The 21709-nt window shown below is 58.9% G+C and carries 26 protein-coding genes; 11 read left to right on the top strand and 15 right to left on the bottom strand.

Annotated elements, in window-relative coordinates; all coding sequences use genetic code 11:
• Position 1 precedes the first annotated feature (1 nt).
• The 3 genes from panB to glpK all read left to right on the top strand — a co-directional run bounded on the left by panB (position 2) and on the right by glpK (position 3237).
• Positions 2–841 carry a 3-methyl-2-oxobutanoate hydroxymethyltransferase gene (gene panB, locus AC2FMY_RS13485; protein ID WP_496746141.1) on the top strand — a complete coding sequence of 280 codons (840 nt, stop codon included), beginning with the start codon at positions 2–4 and terminating at the stop codon, positions 839–841.
• Positions 838–1689 carry a pantoate--beta-alanine ligase gene (panC, locus tag AC2FMY_RS13480; RefSeq protein WP_496807512.1) on the top strand — a complete coding sequence of 284 codons (852 nt, stop codon included), beginning with the start codon at positions 838–840 and terminating at the stop codon, positions 1687–1689. The genes panB and panC overlap by 4 nt, the downstream gene beginning before the upstream one ends.
• Before the next feature lie 69 nt (positions 1690–1758).
• Positions 1759–3237, top strand: coding sequence for a glycerol kinase GlpK (gene glpK / locus AC2FMY_RS13475; protein WP_496746137.1), 1479 nt, complete (start codon positions 1759–1761; stop codon positions 3235–3237).
• Between the two features lie 98 nt (positions 3238–3335).
• On the opposite strand, the gene AC2FMY_RS13470 is transcribed toward glpK, so the two are convergent.
• The 3 genes from AC2FMY_RS13470 to AC2FMY_RS13460 all read right to left on the bottom strand — a co-directional run bounded on the left by AC2FMY_RS13470 (position 3336) and on the right by AC2FMY_RS13460 (position 5917).
• A complete protein-coding gene (locus AC2FMY_RS13470) occupies positions 3336–4532 on the bottom strand; it encodes an HlyD family secretion protein (protein ID WP_496746135.1) in 1197 nt (398 codons plus the stop codon).
• The gene (locus tag AC2FMY_RS13465; RefSeq protein WP_496746134.1) at positions 4525–4908 is read right to left on the bottom strand and encodes a hypothetical protein; all 384 of its coding nucleotides are present in this window, start codon (positions 4906–4908) and stop codon (positions 4525–4527) included. The genes AC2FMY_RS13470 and AC2FMY_RS13465 overlap by 8 nt, the downstream gene beginning before the upstream one ends.
• Positions 4909–5758: 850 nt before the next feature.
• Positions 5759–5917 (bottom strand): hypothetical protein, encoded by a 159-nt coding sequence (locus AC2FMY_RS13460; RefSeq protein ID WP_496746132.1) that lies wholly within the window; start codon positions 5915–5917, stop codon positions 5759–5761.
• Between the two features lie 77 nt (positions 5918–5994).
• On the opposite strand from AC2FMY_RS13460, the gene AC2FMY_RS13455 reads away from it, so the two are divergent.
• Positions 5995–6453 carry a DUF2267 domain-containing protein gene (locus AC2FMY_RS13455; protein WP_496746131.1) on the top strand — a complete coding sequence of 153 codons (459 nt, stop codon included), beginning with the start codon at positions 5995–5997 and terminating at the stop codon, positions 6451–6453.
• Between the two features lie 125 nt (positions 6454–6578).
• On the opposite strand, the gene AC2FMY_RS13450 is transcribed toward AC2FMY_RS13455, so the two are convergent.
• The 4 genes from AC2FMY_RS13450 to AC2FMY_RS13435 are packed head-to-tail and all read right to left on the bottom strand — an operon-like array spanning position 6579 to position 9566.
• Positions 6579–7070 carry an NAD(P)H-binding protein gene (locus AC2FMY_RS13450; RefSeq protein WP_496746129.1) on the bottom strand — a complete coding sequence of 164 codons (492 nt, stop codon included), beginning with the start codon at positions 7068–7070 and terminating at the stop codon, positions 6579–6581.
• Positions 7071–7084: 14 nt separating this feature from the next.
• Positions 7085–7870 carry a methyltransferase domain-containing protein gene (locus tag AC2FMY_RS13445; protein WP_496746127.1) on the bottom strand — a complete coding sequence of 262 codons (786 nt, stop codon included), beginning with the start codon at positions 7868–7870 and terminating at the stop codon, positions 7085–7087.
• A gap of 41 nt (positions 7871–7911) precedes the next feature.
• Entirely contained in the window at positions 7912–9105 is a 1194-nt protein-coding gene (locus AC2FMY_RS13440) for a glutathione S-transferase N-terminal domain-containing protein (RefSeq protein WP_496807511.1), read from the bottom strand.
• Between the two features lie 23 nt (positions 9106–9128).
• A complete protein-coding gene (locus AC2FMY_RS13435; protein ID WP_496746124.1) occupies positions 9129–9566 on the bottom strand; it encodes a hypothetical protein in 438 nt (145 codons plus the stop codon).
• Positions 9567–9649: 83 nt separating this feature from the next.
• Here AC2FMY_RS13435 and AC2FMY_RS13430 point away from each other — a divergent pair, with 83 nt between their 5' ends.
• Positions 9650–10072, top strand: a complete 423-nt coding sequence (locus AC2FMY_RS13430; protein WP_496746122.1) for a winged helix-turn-helix transcriptional regulator — start codon at positions 9650–9652, stop codon at positions 10070–10072.
• A gap of 153 nt (positions 10073–10225) precedes the next feature.
• Here the strand turns inward: AC2FMY_RS13430 and AC2FMY_RS13425 are convergent, their stop codons facing one another.
• Positions 10226–11002 (bottom strand): SDR family NAD(P)-dependent oxidoreductase, encoded by a 777-nt coding sequence (locus AC2FMY_RS13425; protein WP_496746121.1) that lies wholly within the window; start codon positions 11000–11002, stop codon positions 10226–10228.
• Positions 11003–11226: 224 nt separating this feature from the next.
• Here AC2FMY_RS13425 and AC2FMY_RS13420 point away from each other — a divergent pair, with 224 nt between their 5' ends.
• The 6 genes from AC2FMY_RS13420 (at position 11227) to AC2FMY_RS13395 (ending at position 15683) form a co-directional block, all read left to right on the top strand.
• Positions 11227–11586, top strand: a complete 360-nt coding sequence (locus AC2FMY_RS13420; protein WP_480748838.1) for a winged helix-turn-helix transcriptional regulator — start codon at positions 11227–11229, stop codon at positions 11584–11586.
• A 345-nt stretch (positions 11587–11931) separates the two neighbouring features.
• On the top strand, positions 11932–12696 hold the full coding sequence (locus AC2FMY_RS13415) for an SDR family NAD(P)-dependent oxidoreductase (protein WP_480748837.1): 765 nt from the start codon (positions 11932–11934) through the stop codon (positions 12694–12696).
• A 99-nt stretch (positions 12697–12795) separates the two neighbouring features.
• A complete protein-coding gene (locus tag AC2FMY_RS13410) occupies positions 12796–13164 on the top strand; it encodes a MerR family transcriptional regulator (RefSeq protein ID WP_480748836.1) in 369 nt (122 codons plus the stop codon).
• A 415-nt stretch (positions 13165–13579) separates the two neighbouring features.
• Positions 13580–14971, top strand: a complete 1392-nt coding sequence (locus AC2FMY_RS13405) for an MATE family efflux transporter (protein WP_496807510.1) — start codon at positions 13580–13582, stop codon at positions 14969–14971.
• The gene (locus AC2FMY_RS13400) at positions 14968–15396 is read left to right on the top strand and encodes a glyoxalase superfamily protein (RefSeq protein WP_496746116.1); all 429 of its coding nucleotides are present in this window, start codon (positions 14968–14970) and stop codon (positions 15394–15396) included. The genes AC2FMY_RS13405 and AC2FMY_RS13400 overlap by 4 nt, the downstream gene beginning before the upstream one ends.
• Positions 15397–15512: 116 nt before the next feature.
• Complete coding sequence (locus AC2FMY_RS13395; protein WP_496746114.1) at positions 15513–15683, top strand: hypothetical protein; 171 nt, start codon at positions 15513–15515, stop codon at positions 15681–15683.
• Between the two features lie 170 nt (positions 15684–15853).
• Here the strand turns inward: AC2FMY_RS13395 and AC2FMY_RS13390 are convergent, their stop codons facing one another.
• The 7 genes from AC2FMY_RS13390 to AC2FMY_RS13360 form a co-directional block, all read right to left on the bottom strand.
• Positions 15854–17101: a flavin-dependent oxidoreductase gene (locus tag AC2FMY_RS13390; protein WP_496807509.1), complete on the bottom strand. Its 1248-nt coding sequence runs from the start codon at positions 17099–17101 to the stop codon at positions 15854–15856.
• A gap of 57 nt (positions 17102–17158) precedes the next feature.
• Positions 17159–17701 carry an isopentenyl-diphosphate Delta-isomerase gene (gene idi / locus AC2FMY_RS13385; protein WP_496746110.1) on the bottom strand — a complete coding sequence of 181 codons (543 nt, stop codon included), beginning with the start codon at positions 17699–17701 and terminating at the stop codon, positions 17159–17161.
• Between the two features lie 211 nt (positions 17702–17912).
• Positions 17913–18326 (bottom strand): c-type cytochrome, encoded by a 414-nt coding sequence (locus tag AC2FMY_RS13380; protein ID WP_480748830.1) that lies wholly within the window; start codon positions 18324–18326, stop codon positions 17913–17915.
• A gap of 114 nt (positions 18327–18440) precedes the next feature.
• Complete coding sequence (locus AC2FMY_RS13375; protein ID WP_496746108.1) at positions 18441–19448, bottom strand: P1 family peptidase; 1008 nt, start codon at positions 19446–19448, stop codon at positions 18441–18443.
• Between the two features lie 36 nt (positions 19449–19484).
• Positions 19485–20231, bottom strand: a complete 747-nt coding sequence (locus AC2FMY_RS13370) for an SDR family oxidoreductase (protein WP_480748828.1) — start codon at positions 20229–20231, stop codon at positions 19485–19487.
• A gap of 63 nt (positions 20232–20294) precedes the next feature.
• Positions 20295–20714 (bottom strand): alternative ribosome rescue aminoacyl-tRNA hydrolase ArfB, encoded by a 420-nt coding sequence (gene arfB, locus AC2FMY_RS13365; protein ID WP_496807508.1) that lies wholly within the window; start codon positions 20712–20714, stop codon positions 20295–20297.
• Between the two features lie 263 nt (positions 20715–20977).
• Entirely contained in the window at positions 20978–21622 is a 645-nt protein-coding gene (locus tag AC2FMY_RS13360; protein WP_496807507.1) for a queuosine precursor transporter, read from the bottom strand.
• Positions 21623–21709: the final 87 nt, after the last annotated feature.

Below are 21709 nucleotides of genomic sequence, written 5' to 3'. Positions count from 1 at the left end.
TATGAGCGCCACAGCCCGCAAGAAAGCCCCCAACGCCGAGGACATCCGTTCCCGCAAAGGTGGCGAACCGCTGGTCAGTCTGACCGCCTATACCACTCCGATGGCCCGGCTGATGGATGCCCATTGCGATTTTGTTCTGGTCGGTGACAGCGTCGGCATGGTGCTGCATGGCCTGACCTCGACCCTTGGCGTCACGATGGAGATGATGATCCTGCACGGGCGGGCCGTCGCGCGCGGGCTGGACAAGGCGATGATGGTCATCGACATGCCGTTTGCCAGCTACGAGGAAGGACCGGCGCAGGCATTTCGCAACGCCGCGCGTCTGATGGCCGAAACCGGGGCAGTGGCGGTCAAGCTCGAAGGCGGGGTCGAGATGGCCGAAACCATCCGCTTTCTGGTCAAGCGCGGCATTCCGGTTATGGCGCATATCGGCCTGACCCCGCAATCGATCAATACGCTGGGCGGCTACAAGGTGCAGGGCCGCGATGCGCAGGCCGAAGCAGTGCTGGCCGATGCCCGCGCGGTGGCCGAGGCCGGTGCGTTCTCGGTCGTGCTCGAAAAGGTGCCTCAAAGTCTGGCCGACCGGATCACTGCCGAAGTGCCGATCCCGACCATCGGCATCGGCGCCTCTGCGGGATGCGACGGCCAGATCCTTGTGGTGGACGATATGCTTGGGTTCTTCACCGCCTTCAAACCGAAATTCGTCAAACGCTACGCCGAGCTTGGCCCCTTGGCTGAGACGGCGATTGCCGAATACGCAGCCGAGGTGCGCGCCCGCACTTTCCCCGCGGCCGAACATGTGTTTGCCGATCACGCACCCGACAGAGGCTCGTCGAAATGACAGCACCCATTCTGCGCCACCTGGCCGATCTGCGCGCCAAAACAACCGCCTGGACCCGTGCCGGTGAAACTATCGGGGTGGTGCCCACCATGGGGGCATTGCATCAGGGACACCTGTCGCTGGCCGAAGCTGCCCGCGCCGAATGCGACCGGGTGATCGTGACGATTTTTGTGAACCCCAAGCAGTTCAACAACCCCGAAGATCTGGAGAAATATCCCCGGACCGAGGTCGAGGATGCCGAAAAACTTGCCCCTTTTGGCGTCGACGCGATCTATGTTCCGGCGCCTGCAGAAATCTACCCCGAAGGCTTTTCGACAAACGTGTCCGTCGCTGGTCTGACCGACGTGATGGAGGGCGAGTTTCGCCCCGGTCATTTCGACGGGGTTGCCACGGTGGTGGCAAAGCTTTTCCTGCAGACACAGGCCAGCCGCGCCTATTTCGGCGAGAAGGATTTTCAACAGCTGATGGTCGTCCGTCGCATGGCGCGCGATCTGGACATTCCTATCGACGTGATCGGATGCCCGACCGTTCGGGAACCCTCCGGTCTGGCCATGTCGTCACGCAACCTGCGCCTGTCTGGCGAAGGGCTGATCGTGGCTGCCCGGCTGAACCCGGTCATGCAATCGGTCGCGGATGCCCTGACAAGAGGAGAGAGTTTCGCGCCACTGGCCAAGGCGGCGATTGCTGAACTGCACAGCGCGGGGTTTACGCAAATCGAATATTTCGACTTGCGCAGCGCCCATACCTTGGCGCCGCTGGACCGCCCCACCGAATCCGCGCGCCTGTTGGCCGCCGGGTGGGCCGACGGCATCCGCCTGATCGACAATGTCGAGGTTCCCGCCCTCTGAACTCGGGTCTGGCGCAAATGCGCCGCTTCGGTCTAGTGTCCTTCCAAAAGTGACAAGGGGAGGGTGCCGATGACCTATGTCATGGCCATCGATCAGGGAACCACATCCACAAGGGCCATTCTGTTCGACCAGGACATGCAGCGCGTGGCAACCGCTCAGGTCGAGTTCGCCCAGCATTTTCCACAGGAAGGCTGGGTCGAACATGATGCGGACGAAATCTGGGACAGCGTTCTGAAAACCTGCCGTCAGGTGATGGACACCCACGGCATCACCCCCGCGCAGGTGGCGAGTATCGGGATCACCAACCAACGCGAAACCACCGTGGTCTGGGAAAAGGCAACAGGCAAGCCCATCCACAGGGCTATCGTCTGGCAGGACCGGCGAACAGCGGCGATCTGTGACCGTTACCGTCAGGCTGGATGCGAAGACGACATCATTCACCAGACCGGTCTGCTGCTTGATCCCTATTTTTCCGGCACCAAGGTGAAATGGATTCTCGACTCGATCCCCGGCGCACGTGAACGCGCCGAGAAGGGTGAACTTCTGTTTGGCACCATCGACAGCTTCCTGATCTGGCGGCTGACCGAAGGCCGGATGCACGCCACCGACGCCACCAACGCCGCCCGCACCCTGCTGTTCGACATCCACAAGGGGATGTGGAGCACAGAAATCTGCGATCTGCTGGACGTTCCCACGGCCATGCTCCCGCAAGTTCGCGACTGTGCGTCCGATTTCGGGCACACGACACTTTTGGGCGGTAAAATACCGATCCTCGGCGTTGCCGGCGATCAACAGGCGGCCACCATCGGGCAGGCCTGTTTTGCGCCGGGAATGATGAAATCCACCTATGGCACCGGCTGTTTCGCCCTTCTCAACACCGGGGCCAAGCCGGTATTGTCAAACAACCGTCTGCTGACAACCATCGCGTATCAGTTGGGCGGAAAGCGAACCTATGCGCTTGAAGGGTCGATCTTTATCGCCGGCGCAGCGGTGCAATGGCTGCGCGACGCGCTAAAAATCATCGACAATGCCGCGCAAAGCGGCGAGCTGGCAGCACGGGCCGATCAGACGCAAAAAGTCGTGCTTGTGCCGGCCTTCACCGGTCTCGGCGCGCCCTATTGGAATCCCGACTGCCGGGGGGCGATGTTTGGCCTGACCCGCAATTCCGGCAGGGCCGAGATTGCCCGTGCCACGCTGGAAAGCATCGCCTATCAGACCCGAGACCTGTGGCAGGCGATGCAGGGCGACTGGGGTGCCGAAACGGATGTGATCCTGCGCGTCGACGGCGGCATGAGCGCCTCGGACTGGGCGATGCAGGGGCTGGCCGACCTTCTGGGCGCGCCCGTCGACCGGCCGGTCATGCAGGAAACCACCGCGCTGGGCGCCGCGTGGCTGGCGGGGATGCAGGCAGGTGTTTACCCCGATCAGGAGGGCTTTGCCGCCACCTGGGCGCTGGATCGCCGGTTCGAACCGGAAATGGCCCAAAGCGACCGAGATTCAGCCTATGCCCGCTGGCAGAAGGCGGTTCATGCGGCGATGATGTTTTAGGCGTACGGATCGGACATCCAGTTTGAGTCCGAAATGACCTTTGTGGCTTTCATGGTGAATGTCCGCAAACCACAAACTCGAACTTGCAAAAAATAGATCTAATGCCCACCACCACCGGCCAAACCAATTCCCATCAAAATTGACCCAAGCACCTTAATGCGCAACCCGGCAGCTTTGACCACGCCGGTCGCAGCAACGATATGCCCAAAAGTTCCGTCGATGTTATTTGTGTATCCTTGAACGATGCAGCCTGATCCGTCGAGCAACATGGCTTCGTGTTCTTTGTGCACCAATTCAATAAAGGCCTGAACGCTGCCACGATATGCTGCTTTGTTCAGCTCAAGCAAGTCTCCGCTTGGCACTACCTGACCAGTCGCGACTGCTGGTTGCACAGAAACGATATGAGCCGGGAAAATTGCGTTTCGGAATGCAATATTGGCGTTGGTTTCGCATGCAATCTCTACCGGCATTCCGTCGTAAATCGTGGAGTTGGCTACCTGAGAGAATCCGGCCACGACACGGACTGGTAAATCTTCCTGACGGTCAGGAATGATAATCATCGACGGGCGAACAACCAGTGTCGTCGCGGGGCTGCCAACGCTCAGAGCAAGCTGTGTGACGGTTCCTCGAACCAGACTTCTGACTTCGGTAAATGCGAGTGCGGTATTTGCCTGCTCAATTGTAGTCTTAATCGCCTGGCGTTCTGCCGGGAGGCTTTGTTCAATTTCGACCAAAGCGAGGTCGAGTTGCGATTTTGCTGCCTGCAGGTCGGCTTCGGCAGCTTCCAAGGCAGCGGTCGCTTCGATGACAGTATTCGTCGTTCCTACCCCGCGACTGACCAAGGCTTGAGCATCGCCCAGATCGTTTTCCAGGCTAACAATACGGGCCTCGATTTCGGCCACGCCCGCTTGTGCGACCTTTTTATTGTCCTCTGCCTTAATCTCTTCGGCGTCAATCACAGCTAGTTGCGCCTCTGCCTCCGCCAAAGCTGCGCGTTGGGCACTATCTTCGATGCGAAACAGCAGGTCACCCGGCTCAACCCGCTGGCCGTTGACGACAGCAACCTCAGTCACTGGGCCAGTGGTTTGCGCAACGACAGACACGGTACGGAAGGGCACCACGCCCGCGTAAGTTTTTGGGTGATAGTAAAAGACAATCGTGAAAACAGCGAAGGCCATGATTGCCCACAAAAACACGGCCGTTTTCATATTCCAAACGGTTATTGCTTCACCGCGACGCCGCAATTGAAAATAGCGGATCACTGCAGGAAAGGACGTGAACATAAGCTCAAACATCGTCGTTCTCCCCCTTCTCAAGCGGTGTGGTAGGTGGAGCAGATGGACCGGCATCAGCTTTGAAATTCAGATGAAAACGAGACCAATCAGCCATAAGGGCAATGAGAATGGCGCTTAAGGGCAGCAGCGGGTGAAAATGATCTACAGGAAAGATTTCGTAAATCAGTGCTATCGCCAACAAGGTTGGAATGGTCTTCGCAAGCGGTGTCCCTTGGGCCTTATGTTCCGCCCAGCGGTCGAACGCGGCATAGAGGTATACGATACCGTAGAGCCCGCCAACGACAATAACGAGAACAACGATTGCCAGATAATCGCCGTCGCCTGGAGACACAAACCAATGTGGGTCCGCGTGGCCCCCGTGCGCATTATCTGCCATGTTTCTGAACTCTCTATAGACTTGAACTTGCAACTGCAAATTGGGTTCGATTGTTTAATCAAGCGATTTAGCTTGGGTCAACAGCTTAACGACTTAACGGCAAGCTGTTATTGACGACACAAGCGTCGAGAAATCCAGCACTATGCAAAAACACGCCCCAGAGTTTGTTGGAGTTGGGCGACCTGCAGGTAACCGCATCCAGCAGCCATTGGTGTGATTGCAGAGAACACACACTTTGTCCCGCGTCGTACCCGTTCGTGCGCTGCGCGGCGAACGGCGGTGTTCCCCGAACCAGTCACTCGTGATCAGGCGGCGAATGCCGGTAGTGAACCCATACTGTTGAAAAAGTCAGATTTTGCCAAAAGTCAGCGAAAAAGCAGGCCATAGAATGCCAGCCCGAAAATTTGGCTAAGGGGTCGGCCAAAACACGGGTGCGGCGATGTATGAGGCGCTCATGACCAGCTGGGCGCAAACAGCGGCGACTTTTCTGATGCTCTGGCGTCTTGCGAAAATCGAGAACGTGAAATTTTCGAGTTTTTCAACAATATCAGCCCAAACTACCTCATGCTGCGTAGGGTCCGAACGGACGCTATGCGCACAATAGCTGTCATTGCGTAAGGCGAGGCCGACCCTTTCCCGCCGTACGTCTCCACTTGTCGTTGCCGTGGCGCAGCCCGTTGATCCGGATCTTTATCGAGCGCGCAGCATTTTCGCCGGGGCAATTATTGGGTCGCGGGAAAAGCGGACTGGTGCAGTTGCCGCTACAGCATGAGCAGAAACTTCACGCAGACGCGGCATGGCGGGGGCCGTGGAGCTGCATGTGTCATCAGTTCGGTCATTGTCGGCCACTCTACGCGCGAAAATCAAGCGACGCTTCGCTGCGAGCCGTGTCGACCATCGAGGAGCGGGTAAACTGGACGCAAGCCAAAGGCACCAGATGCCACATTTCGGCGTGTCGCAACATATCGCTTGGCCCGATCTTGTTTTTGGGATGGATGAGCGACTGCATTCTTCGCCTTGCTCACTTGCCCGTTTCCACGTTGCCAAGCTACAGTCCAAGGCGGTTCTTTTTGCCTTGGAAAAAAAATGCCGATGCCATGGACATACCGGCACGCCACGAAGGAATGGCGTGCTTTGCTTGACGATGCCAAAGAAAGAATGTGCCTGGTGTCTGACAACAACGCCTACACAGCGCTTGATGCGGTATTCCAGGTGTTTCGGCGGCGTTTAACTGCTCAGGAGGGGCTAGATTTCGCCAGTGTGCTCCCGTGTGTGCCCCGTGCGATTTTCGTGAAGGATTGGGACATCTCGGAAGAACCGCTTCCGTTCGGTGACCGTGCTTCTCTCATCGATGAAGTCAAAGCCGTCCGAAAACATCACAACCTCACACCTGACAATGCCATCGAAGCGGTGGCTTGGGCATTGCGGCGGCACGTAAATGCGAGGGACTTTCAGCGGATACTCGACAAGCTTTCTCCTCAAGCGCGTGCTTACTGGCACGTTGAGGTTGAAGATCCTTCTGAACTCGAACAGAGGATCATCTAACGAAACTCGGCGATGTTTGGTAACTTTAGGAATACGGATTGCACTCAGAGAACGTGGAAAACCACCTGTCGGCGCAATGTATCCATGTATTCGCGGGCGAGCGCCGCCGAGCATGGCACATTTGCTTAAAGCTCCATTGGCAGCCATGTGAGAATACTCAGCTCGTAACGCATTGACACTAGGCCGCACAGACCGACGACTTTCCGAACTTGACAGGGCTGCCTTATCTCCGAGAGGAGAAATCGCGCAAGCGCAGTGCGTGAAACTGCCCTGACCTCCGCGGGAAGAGAGCCCACCTCGGTCCGGCAAGTTCCGTCAATCCCGTTCTTGAGGAAGCCGGTGCGCACGATTGTCCAGTCGACTGTAGCAGCACAGATGATCTGTTCCATGCGCCGTGCCGCCTCGATGGAGCGCGGCACGGCGCACTGAAGAACCCGCGCCGCCAATATTTCGGTATCGCAAGCGCTGCCCGCGTGGATCGTCAGATTCCGATGGTGGATATCGGAAAGCCTGTCCCTGGACCGCACCAGCGCCGTGACGCTGTTGCCCCCTTCCAGAGCTAGGCGGATGAGCTCGCGGCCGGTTCGGCCGTTTGCGCCGAGCAAGAAGAGTCTCATCTGCGCTTCCTCTTTTACAGGGAGCGCAGCTGCCGCGCCGACCCGTCCCTGGCAGGCTTCCGTGCCGTGGCGCAGAATACAATCTCCCATACGCAGATCGCTTGGGCGCACCGGCGCTCGTCAATCAGCCGTTGATCGAGCGTATCGATATCGATGTCGGCCTTCGATGCAATCGAGAACCGTTCAAGGCGCGGAAGCGCCGCGCGGACGATCGAAGCAATCGGGTAGCGGGACGAGGGTGTCAGAAGGTTCGCTTCGGCACGGAATTCTTCTACCTCCAGTCCTGCTTTCGATAGAACGGAGTGCAAATGGTGGCCCATGTGGATGTCGGCACCTTCTGCCGACAGCATATCGCGCAACCAGCCTCGGACCCGATCATGCAGCGGCCAAGGCGCTCCGACCTGTTCGATCGTGGTCAGGTCATGTTCATGGAACAAGACCCGCCCGCCCGGCTTGACGACACGAACAAGGCTGCGTACCGCGGCCACAGGATCTGACTGATACATCAGCACACGCCGCCCGATGGTGGCGTCGCAGGATTCGTCCCCGACTCCTGCCGCGTCAAAGCCTCCCTCACGGAAGGAAATATTGAGCAATCCCAGTTCGATTTGTCTGGCGCGCGCCAATTGCAATGCGCCGGCGTCCCGATCAAGACCGATCACCTGACCGTGCGATCCGACGCGTTCCGCCGCCATGAATGACACCGCGCCCGTTCCGCAACCGATATCAAGCACGCGCATGCCTGGACCGATTCCTGCCCCTTCAAGCAGCCGCATGGTCATCTGATCGACGACGTTCACTGGCAAACAGCCTTTTCCATTGCCCTTACGACCGACCTATCTCATGCACGGTGCGGCATACCCGTGCCGGTATCGAGATAGGCCTTCAGGCTATCGACAAAGAACCTGTCCCATCCTGCTTCGCAAACCTCGTAGCAATGCAAGTTGGGGGCAAGTCCGACATGTTCGAAGCGGATTCTAGCGCCGTTTTCTTCGGGCGAAATTGTCCAGATCGTCCGCGTGCCGAGCCATTCTGTCTCGATCTCCCTGGGCTTGCCTTCATGCAGGTGCAGCGCCTCGACGCATTCCAACTCGACCAGTTTGCCGGGAACAAGCCGCCTGGCTTCGAAAGTCCAGTACGACCGGCCCGGCGGAAAGGTGAATCTGGCCCGATCGCCCTCATTTCGGATCGGCTGATCAGGTGTGGTCCACCAGTGTTCGAACCCCATTGTCAGTGCTTCGAAGGCTTGTTCCGGCGTGGCCGCGACCGTGAGTGACTTTTTATAGTTTCGCATGGACGGTACTGCCTCCTTTTCATTCCAATGTGGTGGCAACGTCTCCTCTATACCGGGAAGCTCGCTCATCCGGGCTTTCCAATCGGACACCCTTGGATAGAGGTCTGGCGGATAGCCGAAACCGAGCCGGTCCATTACCTTGTGGTGGTTTTCGACCGCCCGTTGGATAAGGCGGATTTCCGGGAACACGACAGCGTCTGCCGCACTCGGTACATCTCCCGCCAAATAGGGGCCTTCCGCGAGCAGGCTCTCAAGCCAGCGACATTCCGAATGCAGCTTCTCGCTGGCCCCGATCAGCGCCTTTTCTTCTTCGCTGCCCGGTTCCGGGTCGAGGCGCTGCAGCAGGACCGGCACCAGTACGGCGCGGTTGGCCTCCCGCACATAATCGCAGGCTTCCATGGTGATCTGCCAGATTCGCGCGGCCTCGTCCGGTGTCGCACCAAAGAGTCGAGGTTCGGGAAAACGTCGATCCAGCCACGCAAGTGCTGCTATCGAATCGCGGATGACGATGCCGTCCGCTTCCAACACCGGGACGGTGCCGCGGGGATTGAGCGACAGGAAAGGCTCGGATTTGTGCTCTCCGGCTGAGGCACGCAGCACGTGCTGTTCCCAAGGGATGCCTTTTAGCGCAAGAGCCACAAGCACCCGCCAGGGCCGTGGTGCGCCGCTGATTGTGTGGATGGTCAATGTCATTTCTGTTTCCTGATTCAGGTTGTGTTCCGGGCCGCCGAGTTCGGTCATTGCCACTCAGCTCGCAGGACTCATCAAAGAGAAACTGCCTTGGATGCGGCCAAGGGTGAGCTTTGCCGCCACGCCAGGGCAATGAGCGGCGCCGTTACCGCAAAGTGTACAAACGTAAACACTGTCTCGAGTGTGATGAATGAGATTGCCGATACCATGTTGTATTTGGCTGCGACCGGTAGAACCTGAAACGACCAGGAAAGCAGGCCAAAAATAAGGAAGAACTTCAACGCACTAACCAGCCAATCCGTGGCCGCGGTGCTGAAGAGCCGGGGGTAGATAAAAGCAAACACCAGCCCCTGCGCGACCATCGCAGCGAGACCAAGAGGGATGATCACCTCCTCTCGGTACAGGCCGAGCGCGTCATAGCGGTGCTGAAAGAAAGACAAGTGCCACAGATAGCCAAGGGGGAAGGTCGGCGCGACGTAGGCAGCAAAGGCGAACCAGAATTTTCTTGCCATTGCGGGTTCTCCAAAATAGGTTGCATTATGCAAGTGGTACTTCGATTACTTGCATAATGCAAGTGATAATTTTGGGGATTCACATGGTCAGACCGTCCCGTGAGTTACGTTCACATTGTCCGATCAACTTCGGGCTTGAGATCTTCGGTGACCGTTGGACGCTACTTATTCTGCGGGACCTGTTGTTTCAGGGAAAACACGGATTCAGAGAGTTCCAGGCATCTGAGGAAAAAATATCGACCAATATTCTGGCCGACCGGCTCGACAAGTTGACCCAGGCAGGGCTGATTACGTCACAGCGTGTCGAAGGCGACAGCCGACAGATCCGTTACGAGCCGACGGCGGCGGGGCTGGCGCTTGTGCCGGTGTTGGTCGAGATGGCCTATTGGGGGGCCAAGCACGACCCTGATACCACGGCCCCGGCCTCTTTTGCCCACGCTTATGAGGAGGACCGACCGAGGCTTCTTCAGGCTATCGCTTCCGGCTCAGACCCGTCAAAAATCTGAAAACCCTTCTGTCGCTTCGATCGTGGGCTCTTTTGAACCGGCCTGAAGACTACCCGTTCGAGGCAAAGGAACCGGTTTGCCTTCTGGATACCCGGCACTTCGGATCAGCGGTAATCCCTGATCTCTGATTGCCGTGAGTTCCGCCAGTCGCCGTCATTCCAGGATATGCCCCGCCGATTGGTTGAGCATGGTGCCTGCCATGCAGGCAGCAAGGTCGGACGCGGCAAAGGCGAAGACCCCGGCAGTGTCTTCGGCAGATGGCAGGCGTTTGAGCGCGGTCTTGTTCTGCTCGACAAAATCCTTCATGCCCGCGTAGTCGAGGCCGATCTGCCCGCCCATCGTCTTGAATGTGTAGTCAATGGTCGGCGATTCCGGCATCGCCTCGGACCGTACGCCGAGAACCCGAATACCGGTCGGGCCCCATTCATGCGCCAGCACGCGCATCAACCCTTCGGTCGCGGCATGTGAGGCCGAAGCCGCCGCTGACCAGGGTGCTCCGACCTTGGCCAGGGTCGAGGTGTTGAAGATCACCGTACCAAATCCCTGCCGGGCCATGTGAGGATAGGCCGCTTTGGCCGAGTTGAATTGAGCGCAGGTGTCGATGGACAGTGGCAGAAGGAACTGCTCAGAGGATACCTCGACGCTCGGTTTGCCGTGATGATAGTCCGTGGGTCGTGCGCCTGCGAGGTTCACCACAACGTCGATGCGGCCTTGCCTGTCCCAGACCGCGTCCACAAAGTCGGACACCGCCGAAGTGTCGGTGGCGTCAATATCTCGGTAATCGGCAAGCTTTTCAGCGATAGGTGCATTGGCACCGTTCCGACCGGCACCGAACACGATCGCTCCTTCCCGCAAAAATCGCTCCGCTACATGACGTCCGATATGCCCGTTCACACCGAGAACGATTGCGGTTTTCCCTTCCAAAAGCATGGTTTGTTCTTCCCTGTTTCTGTTTGCGTGCCAGCAATATGGGGTATTACAACCGATTGAAAAGACGTCAGTTTTTTCATACTTAGTCAGATAATTGCTACTATTGGTGGCAATTTCTCGGCCGCGCGATGGGGCAACCCGGTAAAATTCCATACAAAAGGTTTGATTTGTGAGGATACTCATAAAATGGTAGTTGGTAGCAAATCAGTACTGTGGAGGCCGCCATGAATGTCACCATAAGCAACAGGGACGAACCACGGCCGTCGGGCGATGCCTTTGCCGAGCGCTGCCCCATGCCCGAAATCGCTCGCCTGATCGGTGGCAAATGGAAACTGATCATACTTCAGGTGCTGATCTTCCAGGGCACGAAGCGCTTCGGCGAGCTCAGGCGGGACGTGGACGGGATAACGCAGACCATGCTGACCGGGCAACTTCGGGCGCTGGAGGACGATGGGCTGGTCACCCGAAAGGTGTTTCCGGAAGTGCCACCGCGGGTCGAGTATACGGCCACCGAAAAGGCGATGGCTCTGACCAAGATGTTTCACGCCATGCATGATTGGTGGCTTCTGGAATGCAAGACTTGAGGACAGCCAAAAGGTGCAGCTCCGCGATGGCCTGCCACCGACTTGACGGATCGACAATGCCTCGTCCCGAACCGGTTGAGCGCATCCCCAAGCGGTCAGTGTCGGAGTTGGCCGAACCCCTCAGCCGAAAGCTCCCAACGGGCCTGTAGGGGCATTTTGACCCGAATTTGCCCGATAACCGAGTTTTTCAACAGAGTCCGGCCGGGACCCGAAATGCACATATGCCCGAACCTCCATAGGCTCCCAACCAACGCTATGAAAAGCGCTTGACCTTGACGCTAGTGTCAAGGCGCTAGGCACATCTCCGATCGACACGAATTGATCCAAGGATGGAGATGAAGAGAAGTGACACAGAATGGTGCATGGCAGGGTAAGGTGGCAATTGTTACCGGAGGCAGCTCTGGTATTGGCAAGGCGGCAGCGACCGAGCTTGCAAAGCAGGGTGCGAATGTACTGATCACCGGCCGAAACGCGGACAAGTTGGCGGCAATGGCGGCTGCGAGCGATAACAACGAAGTGCTGCAAATAGATAGCTCCGACCGGACTAGCGGGGCACGGATCGTTGAAGCCGCACTATCTCGTTGGGGGCGTATCGATCTGATTGTCAACAATTCCGGTGCAGGGCAACCTCTTCCCATCGATGCCTATGACGTGGATATTATCGCAAAAATGTCAGCTATAAACATCGGCGCACCTTCGCAATTGGTAAAGGCGGGCAAGGCAGCGCTGAAAGAGAGTAAGGGCGCAATCGTGAATATCGGAACAGCGGTTTCACGGAACGCAGCACCGATGCTGGCGCATTACGGCGCGACAAAGTCAGCCCTGGAGTATTTGACCAAATCCTGGGCTGTTGAGCTTGCTGGTGACGGAATTCGTGTGAACGCGATAGCGCCGGGGCCGGTCAAAAGTGGGGCATTGACTGGCTTCATGGGTCTGCCTGAAGAGATGGCGCAGCAGGTTGAGGAACGGGAAGCCGCCCAAATCCCGCTGGGACGTCGCGGCGTGACGGCTGACATCGTACCCTGGATTTTACACCTCGGGAGCGCCGAAAATGAATGGCTGACAGGACAAGTTCTGACCGTCGACGGCGGTTGGTCGCTGCGAAGCTGATCTCTTGGGGTCCGGATGATTGCAACGAACCATCCGGTTCACCCTTGACTGTCACGTATGTGACTTACATCTCTGTCGGGTCTAGCGGAGGGTTCCCACATGCACGCAAAGGAAGCTGCAGAGCGGCTTGGGATCACGCAGCGCATGTTGCGCCACTACGAGAAAAAAGGCTTGCTGCAAGTTGGACGAGCGCCGAACGGGTATCGTTGCTACGGCGAAGCCGATCTTCGAAGGGCTGGCCGTATCCGCGATTTCATTGCGACGGGCTTTTCTACGCGCGAAATACGGGCCATGAGCGCCTGCCTTTCCGACGAGGGCTCTGGTCCATGCGACGGCGGCATAGACAAATTGACAGAGAAGCTGCAACACATTGACCGGCTCAGAGCAGAGCTTGATGAGAAGCACAGCGCTGTTCTGGAACGACTGGCGGCACTGCGAAAAGGCCTTTCTACCATAGTTAGCCATTGAACGACGGCTTCGAGACACCCAATTCTTCGCGGACCAGGTCGATGCAGGCTTTTGTCGTTTATTGGCCATTCTGATCCTTCGTTTCCCTAAACATAACGGCGGGCCAATTCAGTGGGGGAGGTTCAGATGGCCCTGACCAGGATGTTTCACGCCATGCACGATTGGTAGCATTCTGGAATGCAAGACTTGAGGGCGACCAATAGGTGTAGCTCCTCGATGGCGTGTCACCGGCTTGACGGATCGACAATGCGCAGATAGCTAGGTAGCAGGCCGCAGACGCCCGCCACCCGCTGACAATTCTGTCTTGGTGAAGTGCTGCATAGAACTGTCTTTCTGATCCTCCGAGCAGTTCGCGCGGATGGCAATGCGGGTTCCCATCTTGATAAGCGCGATCTTGTCAGAGGAATCCAGAGCCGTGTCAGCCTCCCTCCCGAACACGTTCCTGAGTGCATCGATTGGTGGTCTTTATGCGAGAACCGCCCTTCCGATCATTTTCGTCATGAGCCTGAACGGCTTGATTGCCATCGTCGATGCCCTGTTTCTGGGATATTTCGTCGGTGCTGCGGCGCTCGCGGCAATCACGGCGGTTTTCCCCGCGTATATTTTGATCGGCGCAATTGCGACCCTGGTTTCCAGCGGCATGTCGAGCGTTCTGGCCCGCCACCTCGGGGCAGGCCATATCGAAGCCGCACGCTCCATATTCGCGGGGGCGCACGGATTTGCCCTGCTTGCAAGCGGCGGGCTGATCCTCCTGTTTCTCATTTTCGGTCCGTGGTTTACGACGACCGTAACCGGCGGGTCAGAAGAGCTGGCCGGAATGGCGCTGACCTATCTGCGTATCACGGTGCTTTTCTCGCCTGTCCTCTATATCCTGTCGGTAAATTCCGACGCGCTGAGAAACGAGGGCCGGATTGGGCTCATGACCGTCGTCAGCCTTCTGACTTCGATTGCAAACATAGGCTTCAATTACCTGTTCATCGCACAGATGGGGTTGGGTGTTTCTGGATCGGCCTATGGCACGGTTGCGGCCCAGTCGCTTGCCTTTGTCGTCCTCCTGACGTTCCGTTTTCGAAGCGACACTCAGATCGCACCGACGGCGCTCGCCCAGGGCAGGCTGACATACGGGTGGCGCCGAATACTCGTTCTGGGCGCACCTCAAAGCCTGAACTTCGTTGGGCTGGCACTCGGATCGGCCGCGATCATCGCCGCACTGCAACTGAGCGGCACTCCTCACTTTGTGGACACGATGTCGGCCTATGGTATCATCACGCGGGTGCTGACCTTCTCTTTCTTCCCGCTTCTGGGGCTTTCGCACGCAATGCAGACCATCATCGGCAACAACTTTGGCGCACGGAACTGGCACCGGTCGGACAGCAGCTTGAAGTTCGCGATTATCGCGGCGCTTGTCTACTGCGTGGCGGCGCAAGCCGCCATGTCGATTTTCGCCGGGCAAATAGGATCTGCTTTCGTGTCGGATGCCGGTGTTGTCGCCGAGGTCGGGCGGATCTTGCCGACCCTCACCGCCATGTTCTTTCTGACAGGCCCTCTGATGATGATCGCGTCCTATTTTCAGGCCATCGGAGATGCGACGCGCGCAGCTGTGTTGAGCCTGTCAAAGCCCTACTTCTTCACAATACCACTGACGTTTGCCTTGGTGATGGCATTTGGAGAGCAGGGCATCTGGTTCGCGGCACCTGCTGCCGAAGGGCTGCTGCTGGGTCTGACGGGCTTCGTACTAGCTCAGAGCATGCGCACCCGAAAACTTCGCTGGGGCCTGCTGCACGACAGGGTGGGGACGCAGCCATGACCGATCTCGAATTGACGGCGGTGCAGGCAAAGCTGTTCGCCCGGGAACTGCGTAAGCGACTTGCGGCGGAGGGAGTGATCGTCAGCCACTCCGCAGCACTGGAACAAGTGGCGAAACAGCACGGTTTTCGAGACTGGAATACCCTGGTCGCCGCAATAGGAGACCGGTCGCCTTATGGCTGGCATCCCGGAGGGCGTGTCGCCGGTCAGTATCTGTCACAGCCCTTTCGTGCGACAATTAAGTCCGCCCAGCGGGTGCGGCCGGGCTGGTACCGCTTGGATCTGGAACTGGACGAAGCGATCGACGTCGTGAAGTTCGACGGCTTTTCCGGCCTGCGTAAGCGCATCAAGGCTGTTGTTGGCCCGGTTGGCGCATCCCGTGAAAAAACGTCTGACGGTGTACCACACATGAAGTTGCACCAATAGTCATCACCGCATTCAGAAAGAAAGATCACGCCACCTGCAGTGCAGTACCAAAAACGGCCGAGGTTGTGTGAAACCTCCGTTGTGAAATTTGCTTTGTCGAAACGGCAGGAGCAGGCATGTCGGGATTTATCGAGGGTATCGAGCGCAGTCAGTCGTCGCTGCTTCCTGATCGGCTTGAGGACTGGGTGGTGCCCGTTGTGAAGTTCCGGTTCCGGCTTTTCATTGCCTTGAACTTGCTTCCATCGATGGCGACGCAGTCGTCAGTATCTGAATGGTCGCTCCCGTAATCGCTCTAGGGTGAGTCTGCGTCTGCGGCGAAAGCCCGGAATCCGCCCGAGGTGATATGCGATGCGATTGCAAAGCTCCTAAACCGGCCATTGGTGCAGGAGAGGCGAATTGGTGCTTCGTCCGCAAAGCAGATCATACTTCGTACAATGGAGTACGACAGAGGCAGAACCTATTCTCCAACCCAGGCCCCCTCGGGAACCGTTCTTGGTCGCGCGTTCAGTTCGGCAATCGAGAACCCGGCGATGGATTTGTATTTCTCCGCATGGGCCGCAAGGTCCGCCTTTGGGATCACCTGATCGATATCCTCGAAATTGCCGCCGGACAGATCCTCGACCCGTTGCAGCACAGCGTCCGGGCCTCCGCCCGCCCGGTTGGCCTGCCCTACGGCGGTGGTGACAGGGCGCAGTTCGGCTTCATAGGCGCTTAACGCCAACGGGTTCACACCATGGCTCAGCATCTTGGCCCCGATCACCCGCGCGTCGATGATGCCTTGACTGGCGCCGTTCGAGCCCACCGGATAGGTCGGGTGCGCTGCATCCCCGATCAATGTGACCGGGCCGTGCGTCCATTGCGGCAGCGGGTCGCGGTCGACCATCGGGTATTCGAAAACTACATCCGCCCCCCGGATCAGCGCCGGAACGTCGATCCAGTCGAAAATCCAATTTTCGAACTCCGGCAGAAAATCGTTGATTTCGGCGGCGCGGTTCCAGTCCTCTTTCTTCCACGACGCATCCAGCGGAAATCGCTTTTCCGCGATCCAGTTGATCTCCGCCAGACCGTTGGCATCCGGATCGGATATCGGATACGCCACCAGCCGCAAATCGTCATGGCCGATCATCACCATCGCGCCGCCTCCGAACCAGACCGGCGCGCGCGTGGTTGCCCGCCACAACACCCGCCCGTTCCAGATCGGCGTGCCCTCGTCCGGATACATCTGCGCCCGGATGGCCGAATGAATGCCGTCCGCCGCGATCAGCAGCGACCCTTCAATGCGCCGCCCGTCCTCCAGCAGTAGAGCGGCCCCGTCAAACCCAACCGCCCGCGCGCCGGTTTCGATACAGCCGGTTCCCGCGCGTGCCTCCAGCGCGTGGTAAAGCATCATTTGCAGCCGCCCGCGATGCACCGAGTATTGCGGCCAGGCATAGCCCGCCCAGGTGCCGCGCGGCTCTTCCCAGATGGTTTTGCCAAGCTTGGAATAGAACCCGTATTGCCGGGTTCGGACGCCGATTGCATCCAGCTCATTGCTCAGGCCGAGGTCAAAAAACTCCCGCACTGCATTGGGTTGCAGGTTGATGCCCACGCCCAAAGGCCGGATTTTGCGGGTTGATTCATAAATGCGAAAGGGTACGCCGATCTGGTGCAGCGTCAGCCCCAGGCTCAATCCCGCGATACCTGCACCGGCGATCAGAACCGTCATCTCGTCTCTCCCCTTGCCTGCGCTCAAAAAAGCAGGCGCAAAGGCGGCGCGCAAGCCTCAGGACTTGGCCGAGATGATCAGGTCAGGCCCAAAGATCGTGTCGGCGTGGTTGTGCAGATAAATCTTCAGCCACGGGGTAAAACGGTCGGGGTGGCGGTGCACCTCGGCCAGCAGATCGTGATAGTCGACCCAGCGAGTGTCCATAACCTCATCCGGGTTCGGCTTGACATCCAGCGGGCCTCGGGAATGGGCCAGAAACACGTCCACGACTTCGTTCTCGACCATGCCATTGCCGACGTCGGCGTGATATTCCAGCCGGTGCCGGTATTCGGGATACAGCCCGGTGATCCCCAGCTCTTCGTTCATCCGGCGCACGGCGCAGGCGGACGAGGTCTCGTCCCAGTCGGGATGGGTGCAGCAGGTATTGGCCCAAAGGCCCGGTGTGTGATACTTGCCCAGCGCCCGGCGCTGCATCAGGATCTCGGTCCCGCGCACGACAAAGACCGACACCGCCTTGTGCTTGAGGCCCTTCTCGTGGGCTTCCAGCTTGTCGACCGGTGCCAGTTCACCGTCGATCCACGCCGGAATCATGAGTCCCATGTCAAACTCTCCTGTTGCCGTTCTCTGCGCGTATGACGCTGACGGACTTGGGGCGGCCGGTCTGGCTCTGTTCTTGTGTCGGTTTTCTCGTCAAGGTTCGGCATGACCGTACAGATCACCCGCCTTGTCAAAGTGACGCTGATTTGCGCGTCGTTCAATCGCACGAAAGGCCGCAGGGGCGTGCGGCCTTTCGGATGGACGGGATGCCGTCTTATTCGGTTGCGACACTCTGCAGATAGGCAAAAACGTCCTCATTGCCCTTCTTCAGCTTGAAGGTCATCTTAGACTTGGCCGAGGTGTCGTCCAGGTAAGTCTGCAGGAACCCTTTGGGGTCCATGCTGAACTCGCTGAACGTGGCTTCGTCCCAGACCAGGCCTTTTTCGCCCGCGGCGACCATGCTGTCGCTGTACTTGAAGCCCTCAACGCTACCTGCGGGGCGTCCGGCAACACCATAGAGGTTCGGGCCGGTCTTGCCACCCTTCACGATCGCTTCGCCCGAGGGGCTTTCGATCATGTGGCAGGATTTGCACTTCTTGAATTCTTTTTCACCAGCAGCGGCATCACCTTCGGCAAAGGCAGGCGCGGCCAGAAGGCCAACAAGGGCGGTGGCAAGAATACGGTTCATGGCGGAATCTCCAGATTTGGTTCGGCTGTCCCAAAAGGAACGCTGTCAGACGGCATAGTCAACCTGCGAGGGGATTTGTACCGGCACTGTGTCGCACCCTTCAGGCAATTGTGATCAGTTTCTGCCTGTAGGGGATGACCAGCACGGCAAAAGGTCGCCGTCCGCAGGTGTCGCATGATATACCGCCCGCGCGATTGCCCGCGAGATGCAAAGCGCGGCGGCATGGCCGATCTGAAGGATATCGCGCTCGGGCATGTCGATCTGACGCTCATTGGTCGAAACCGCAAAGATCAGGTCACCATCGTTCGGCAAGTGGGATGGCACAATGGCCCGGGCGATGCCGTCATGCGCGGCGGTTGCGATGCGCTTGGCCTGCGCCTTGGTCAGGGCGGCATCGGTTGCGACGATGCCGATCGTGGTGTTGGCCAGGTCCTCGAACGCGGCGGTCTTCAGGCTGGTGAACTGGCGCCCAAGCCCCGAACGCGGATCGGGGCCAAGGCCGCCGAACTCTTCCCCGACCTCGAACGGCGCGGCCCAGAAATGCCTGCCGCCGGGTGTGGTGACAGCACCGACCGGGTTGACCGCGACCAAGGCGCCGACAGTCATGCCCGAAGCCAGAACAAGCGAGGCGGATCCCAGCCCACCCTTGTGGGTTCCGGTCAAGGCACCCGTCCCGGCCCCGACGCTGCCGATTTCGAAATCAGCGCGCGCATCATCCAAAGCCTGCCGTCCCAGCGCCGGATAAGGATTGTCGCGCCAGTCCTTTTCTCCGCCGTTAAGCAGATCGAATATGATCGCGGCGGGCACCAGCGGTATACGCAGGTTCAGCAGCGGAAAACCGCGCCCCTGTTCGCGCAGCCCCGCAACCACCCCGGATGCAGCATCCAGCCCATAGGTCGAACCGCCCGACAGAACGATCGCATCGATCTGCGCCACCGTTTTGTCGGCTTCCAACAGATCGGTTTCTCGCGTGCCGGGTGCTCCTCCCATGACGCAGTAGGACCCGGTCAGGGCGCGTTCTCCCACCAGTACGGTTGAACCGGATTTCAGAACATGATCCTGCGCGTTTCCAACCCTGAGGCCGGGAACATCGGTGATGAGGTTGCGGGGGCCGGGTGTCATAACGGGCTCTGGTTTGCCGGGTTCGGAGACAGGCATTCAGATACACCGCCCGCCATCAACCTCCATCGCGACGCCGGTGACCATGCCAGCCTCGTCCGAACATAGAAAACAGGCCGCATTGCCCATATCCTCGGGGGTGGAAAACCGGCCCAGCGGAATGGTCGCCAGGAACTTTGCGCGCATTTCGGGCGTGTCTTCGCCCAGAAAGGATTTCAGCAAAGGCGTTTCCCCGGCCACCGGGCAGATCGCGTTGACCCGCACGCCTGACGGGGCCAGTTCCACCGCCATGGTCTTGGTCGCGGTGATCATCCAGCCCTTGGAAGCATTGTACCAGTTCAGCTTTGGCCGCGGCGACAGCCCTGCGGTCGATGCCACGTTGAGGATGGCGCCCGAGCCCTGGGTTTTCATATGAGGCACCAGCGCACGGGCTGTCAGATAGACCGACTTCATGTTCACGTTGAACACGCGGTCGAAATCCTGCTCGCTGACGTCCTCCAGCAAGGCGGGCAGATGGGTAACCCCGGCGTTGTTGACCAGGATATCCAGATGCCCGAACCAGCGCAGCGCCGCATCGGCCATATCCTGCACCGACGCACCATCGGCCACATCGACATGCACAGCGGTTGCGTTGGGGCCAAGGTTTTCGGCCATGGTTCGGGCCGCCTCATGATGAATGTCGGCCACCATGACCCGTGCGCCTTCGGCGATGAACTTGGCGGCGATTCCCGCTCCGAACCCCGATGCACCGCCGGTGACGATTGCGGTTTTTCCCTCCAGCCTCATGACCTTGTGCCTCCCTTCCTGTCGTTTGAGGAAAGAGTACCAACACGCCCGAAAGATGCCAGATTATTCGTCGGACACCTTGCCGCGCAGCGCCTTGACCTCGCCGCGTGCCTTCTTGGCGGTCAGGCGGCGTTTCACCGATCCATAGGTCGGTTTGGTTGCGACGCGCCGCTTTGGCGTAACCAGCGCCCGCCCGATCAGTTCGACCAGGCGCTCGCGGGCAATCTCGCGATTTCGCGCCTGCGACCGGGTCTCGTCGCACTGGATCACGATTGCCCCGTCCTTGGTCCAGCGCCGCCCGGCCAGCCGTTTCAGGCGGGCCTTGACCGGCCCCGGCAGGGATGGCGAACGCTCGGCCTCGAATCGCAGCTCGACCGCCGTCGCAACCTTGTTCACATTCTGCCCGCCGGGACCCGAGGCGCGCATAAAGCTCTCGGTCAGTTCCCAGTCCTGCAAGGCGATATTGTCAGCGACGCGTAACATGGGCCGGACCTTACAGGCCGCATGCAGAAACAGAAAGGGCCGCCCCGGCGGGACGGCCCTTCGAAAGTTCAGGAGGTCGGGTCGGTTAGATCATTCGACCAGCCGGAGCGAGCGCTCCGCCAAGGGCTGCCTTAACAGGCGATCCCCCCGGTTGTTCCGACACCTCTCTCCAATCTCTTTCTCGACACTGGATCACCTCCTTTTCTATCTGTTGCGGTTGAAAAGAAGCGTGCCACAAGTTGTGCCAATCTCAAAGCGTTTTTTTACACAGGCCGTGCGGTCAGTCGCGCCACGATCACCCTGAACGGAACCAGCGCGATCAACGCCAGCGCCAGCTTGACCAGCCAGTCGGCAAAAGCCAGCGTTACCCACAGCGGTGCTTCGGGGCCGTTCAGCATGAAAGGAACCGGCTCCCATGCCCAATTGATGGCTGCATCCGCGTTGGCGCCAAAGACCGTGATCGAGGCGGAAAAGGCGATGGTAAAAAACAGCACCGTATCCAGCGCCGAGCCGATCAGCGTCGACACCAACGGCGCGCGCCACCAACGCCCACCGCGAAATCGGTTGAACACCACAACATCCGTCAGCTGCGCGATCAGAAACGCGGTGCCCGAGGCGACGGCGATCCGCAACGGCACGGCAGCATAGGTGAATCCGTCGCCCTGCAGCATGATCTGGCTACCGATCAGCGAACAGACGATTCCGGTCAGAAAGCCCGCAAAGACCACCCGCCGCGCCGCCGCCGCGCCATAGACGCGATTCATCACGTCGGTGACCAGAAATGCGACCGGATAGGTGAACGCGCCCCAGGTCAGAAGCCCGTCGAGGATCAGGAACTGGACCAGAACGTTCGACGCCACCACAATGGTGGCCATGGCAAAAATGCCGGGAAGATGTGCGCGTTTCATGATACGGGACCCGTTTTGGCAAGGTAGCGGCAACTTGGCCCACTGCTTCGCGGGCAAGGCGGTCGTCTATTGGAAAACGGTCGCGAA

The sequence above is a fragment of the Ruegeria sp. YKSE079 genome (genome assembly GCF_059612845.1).
This window is presented reverse-complemented; position numbering and strand designations above follow the sequence as displayed.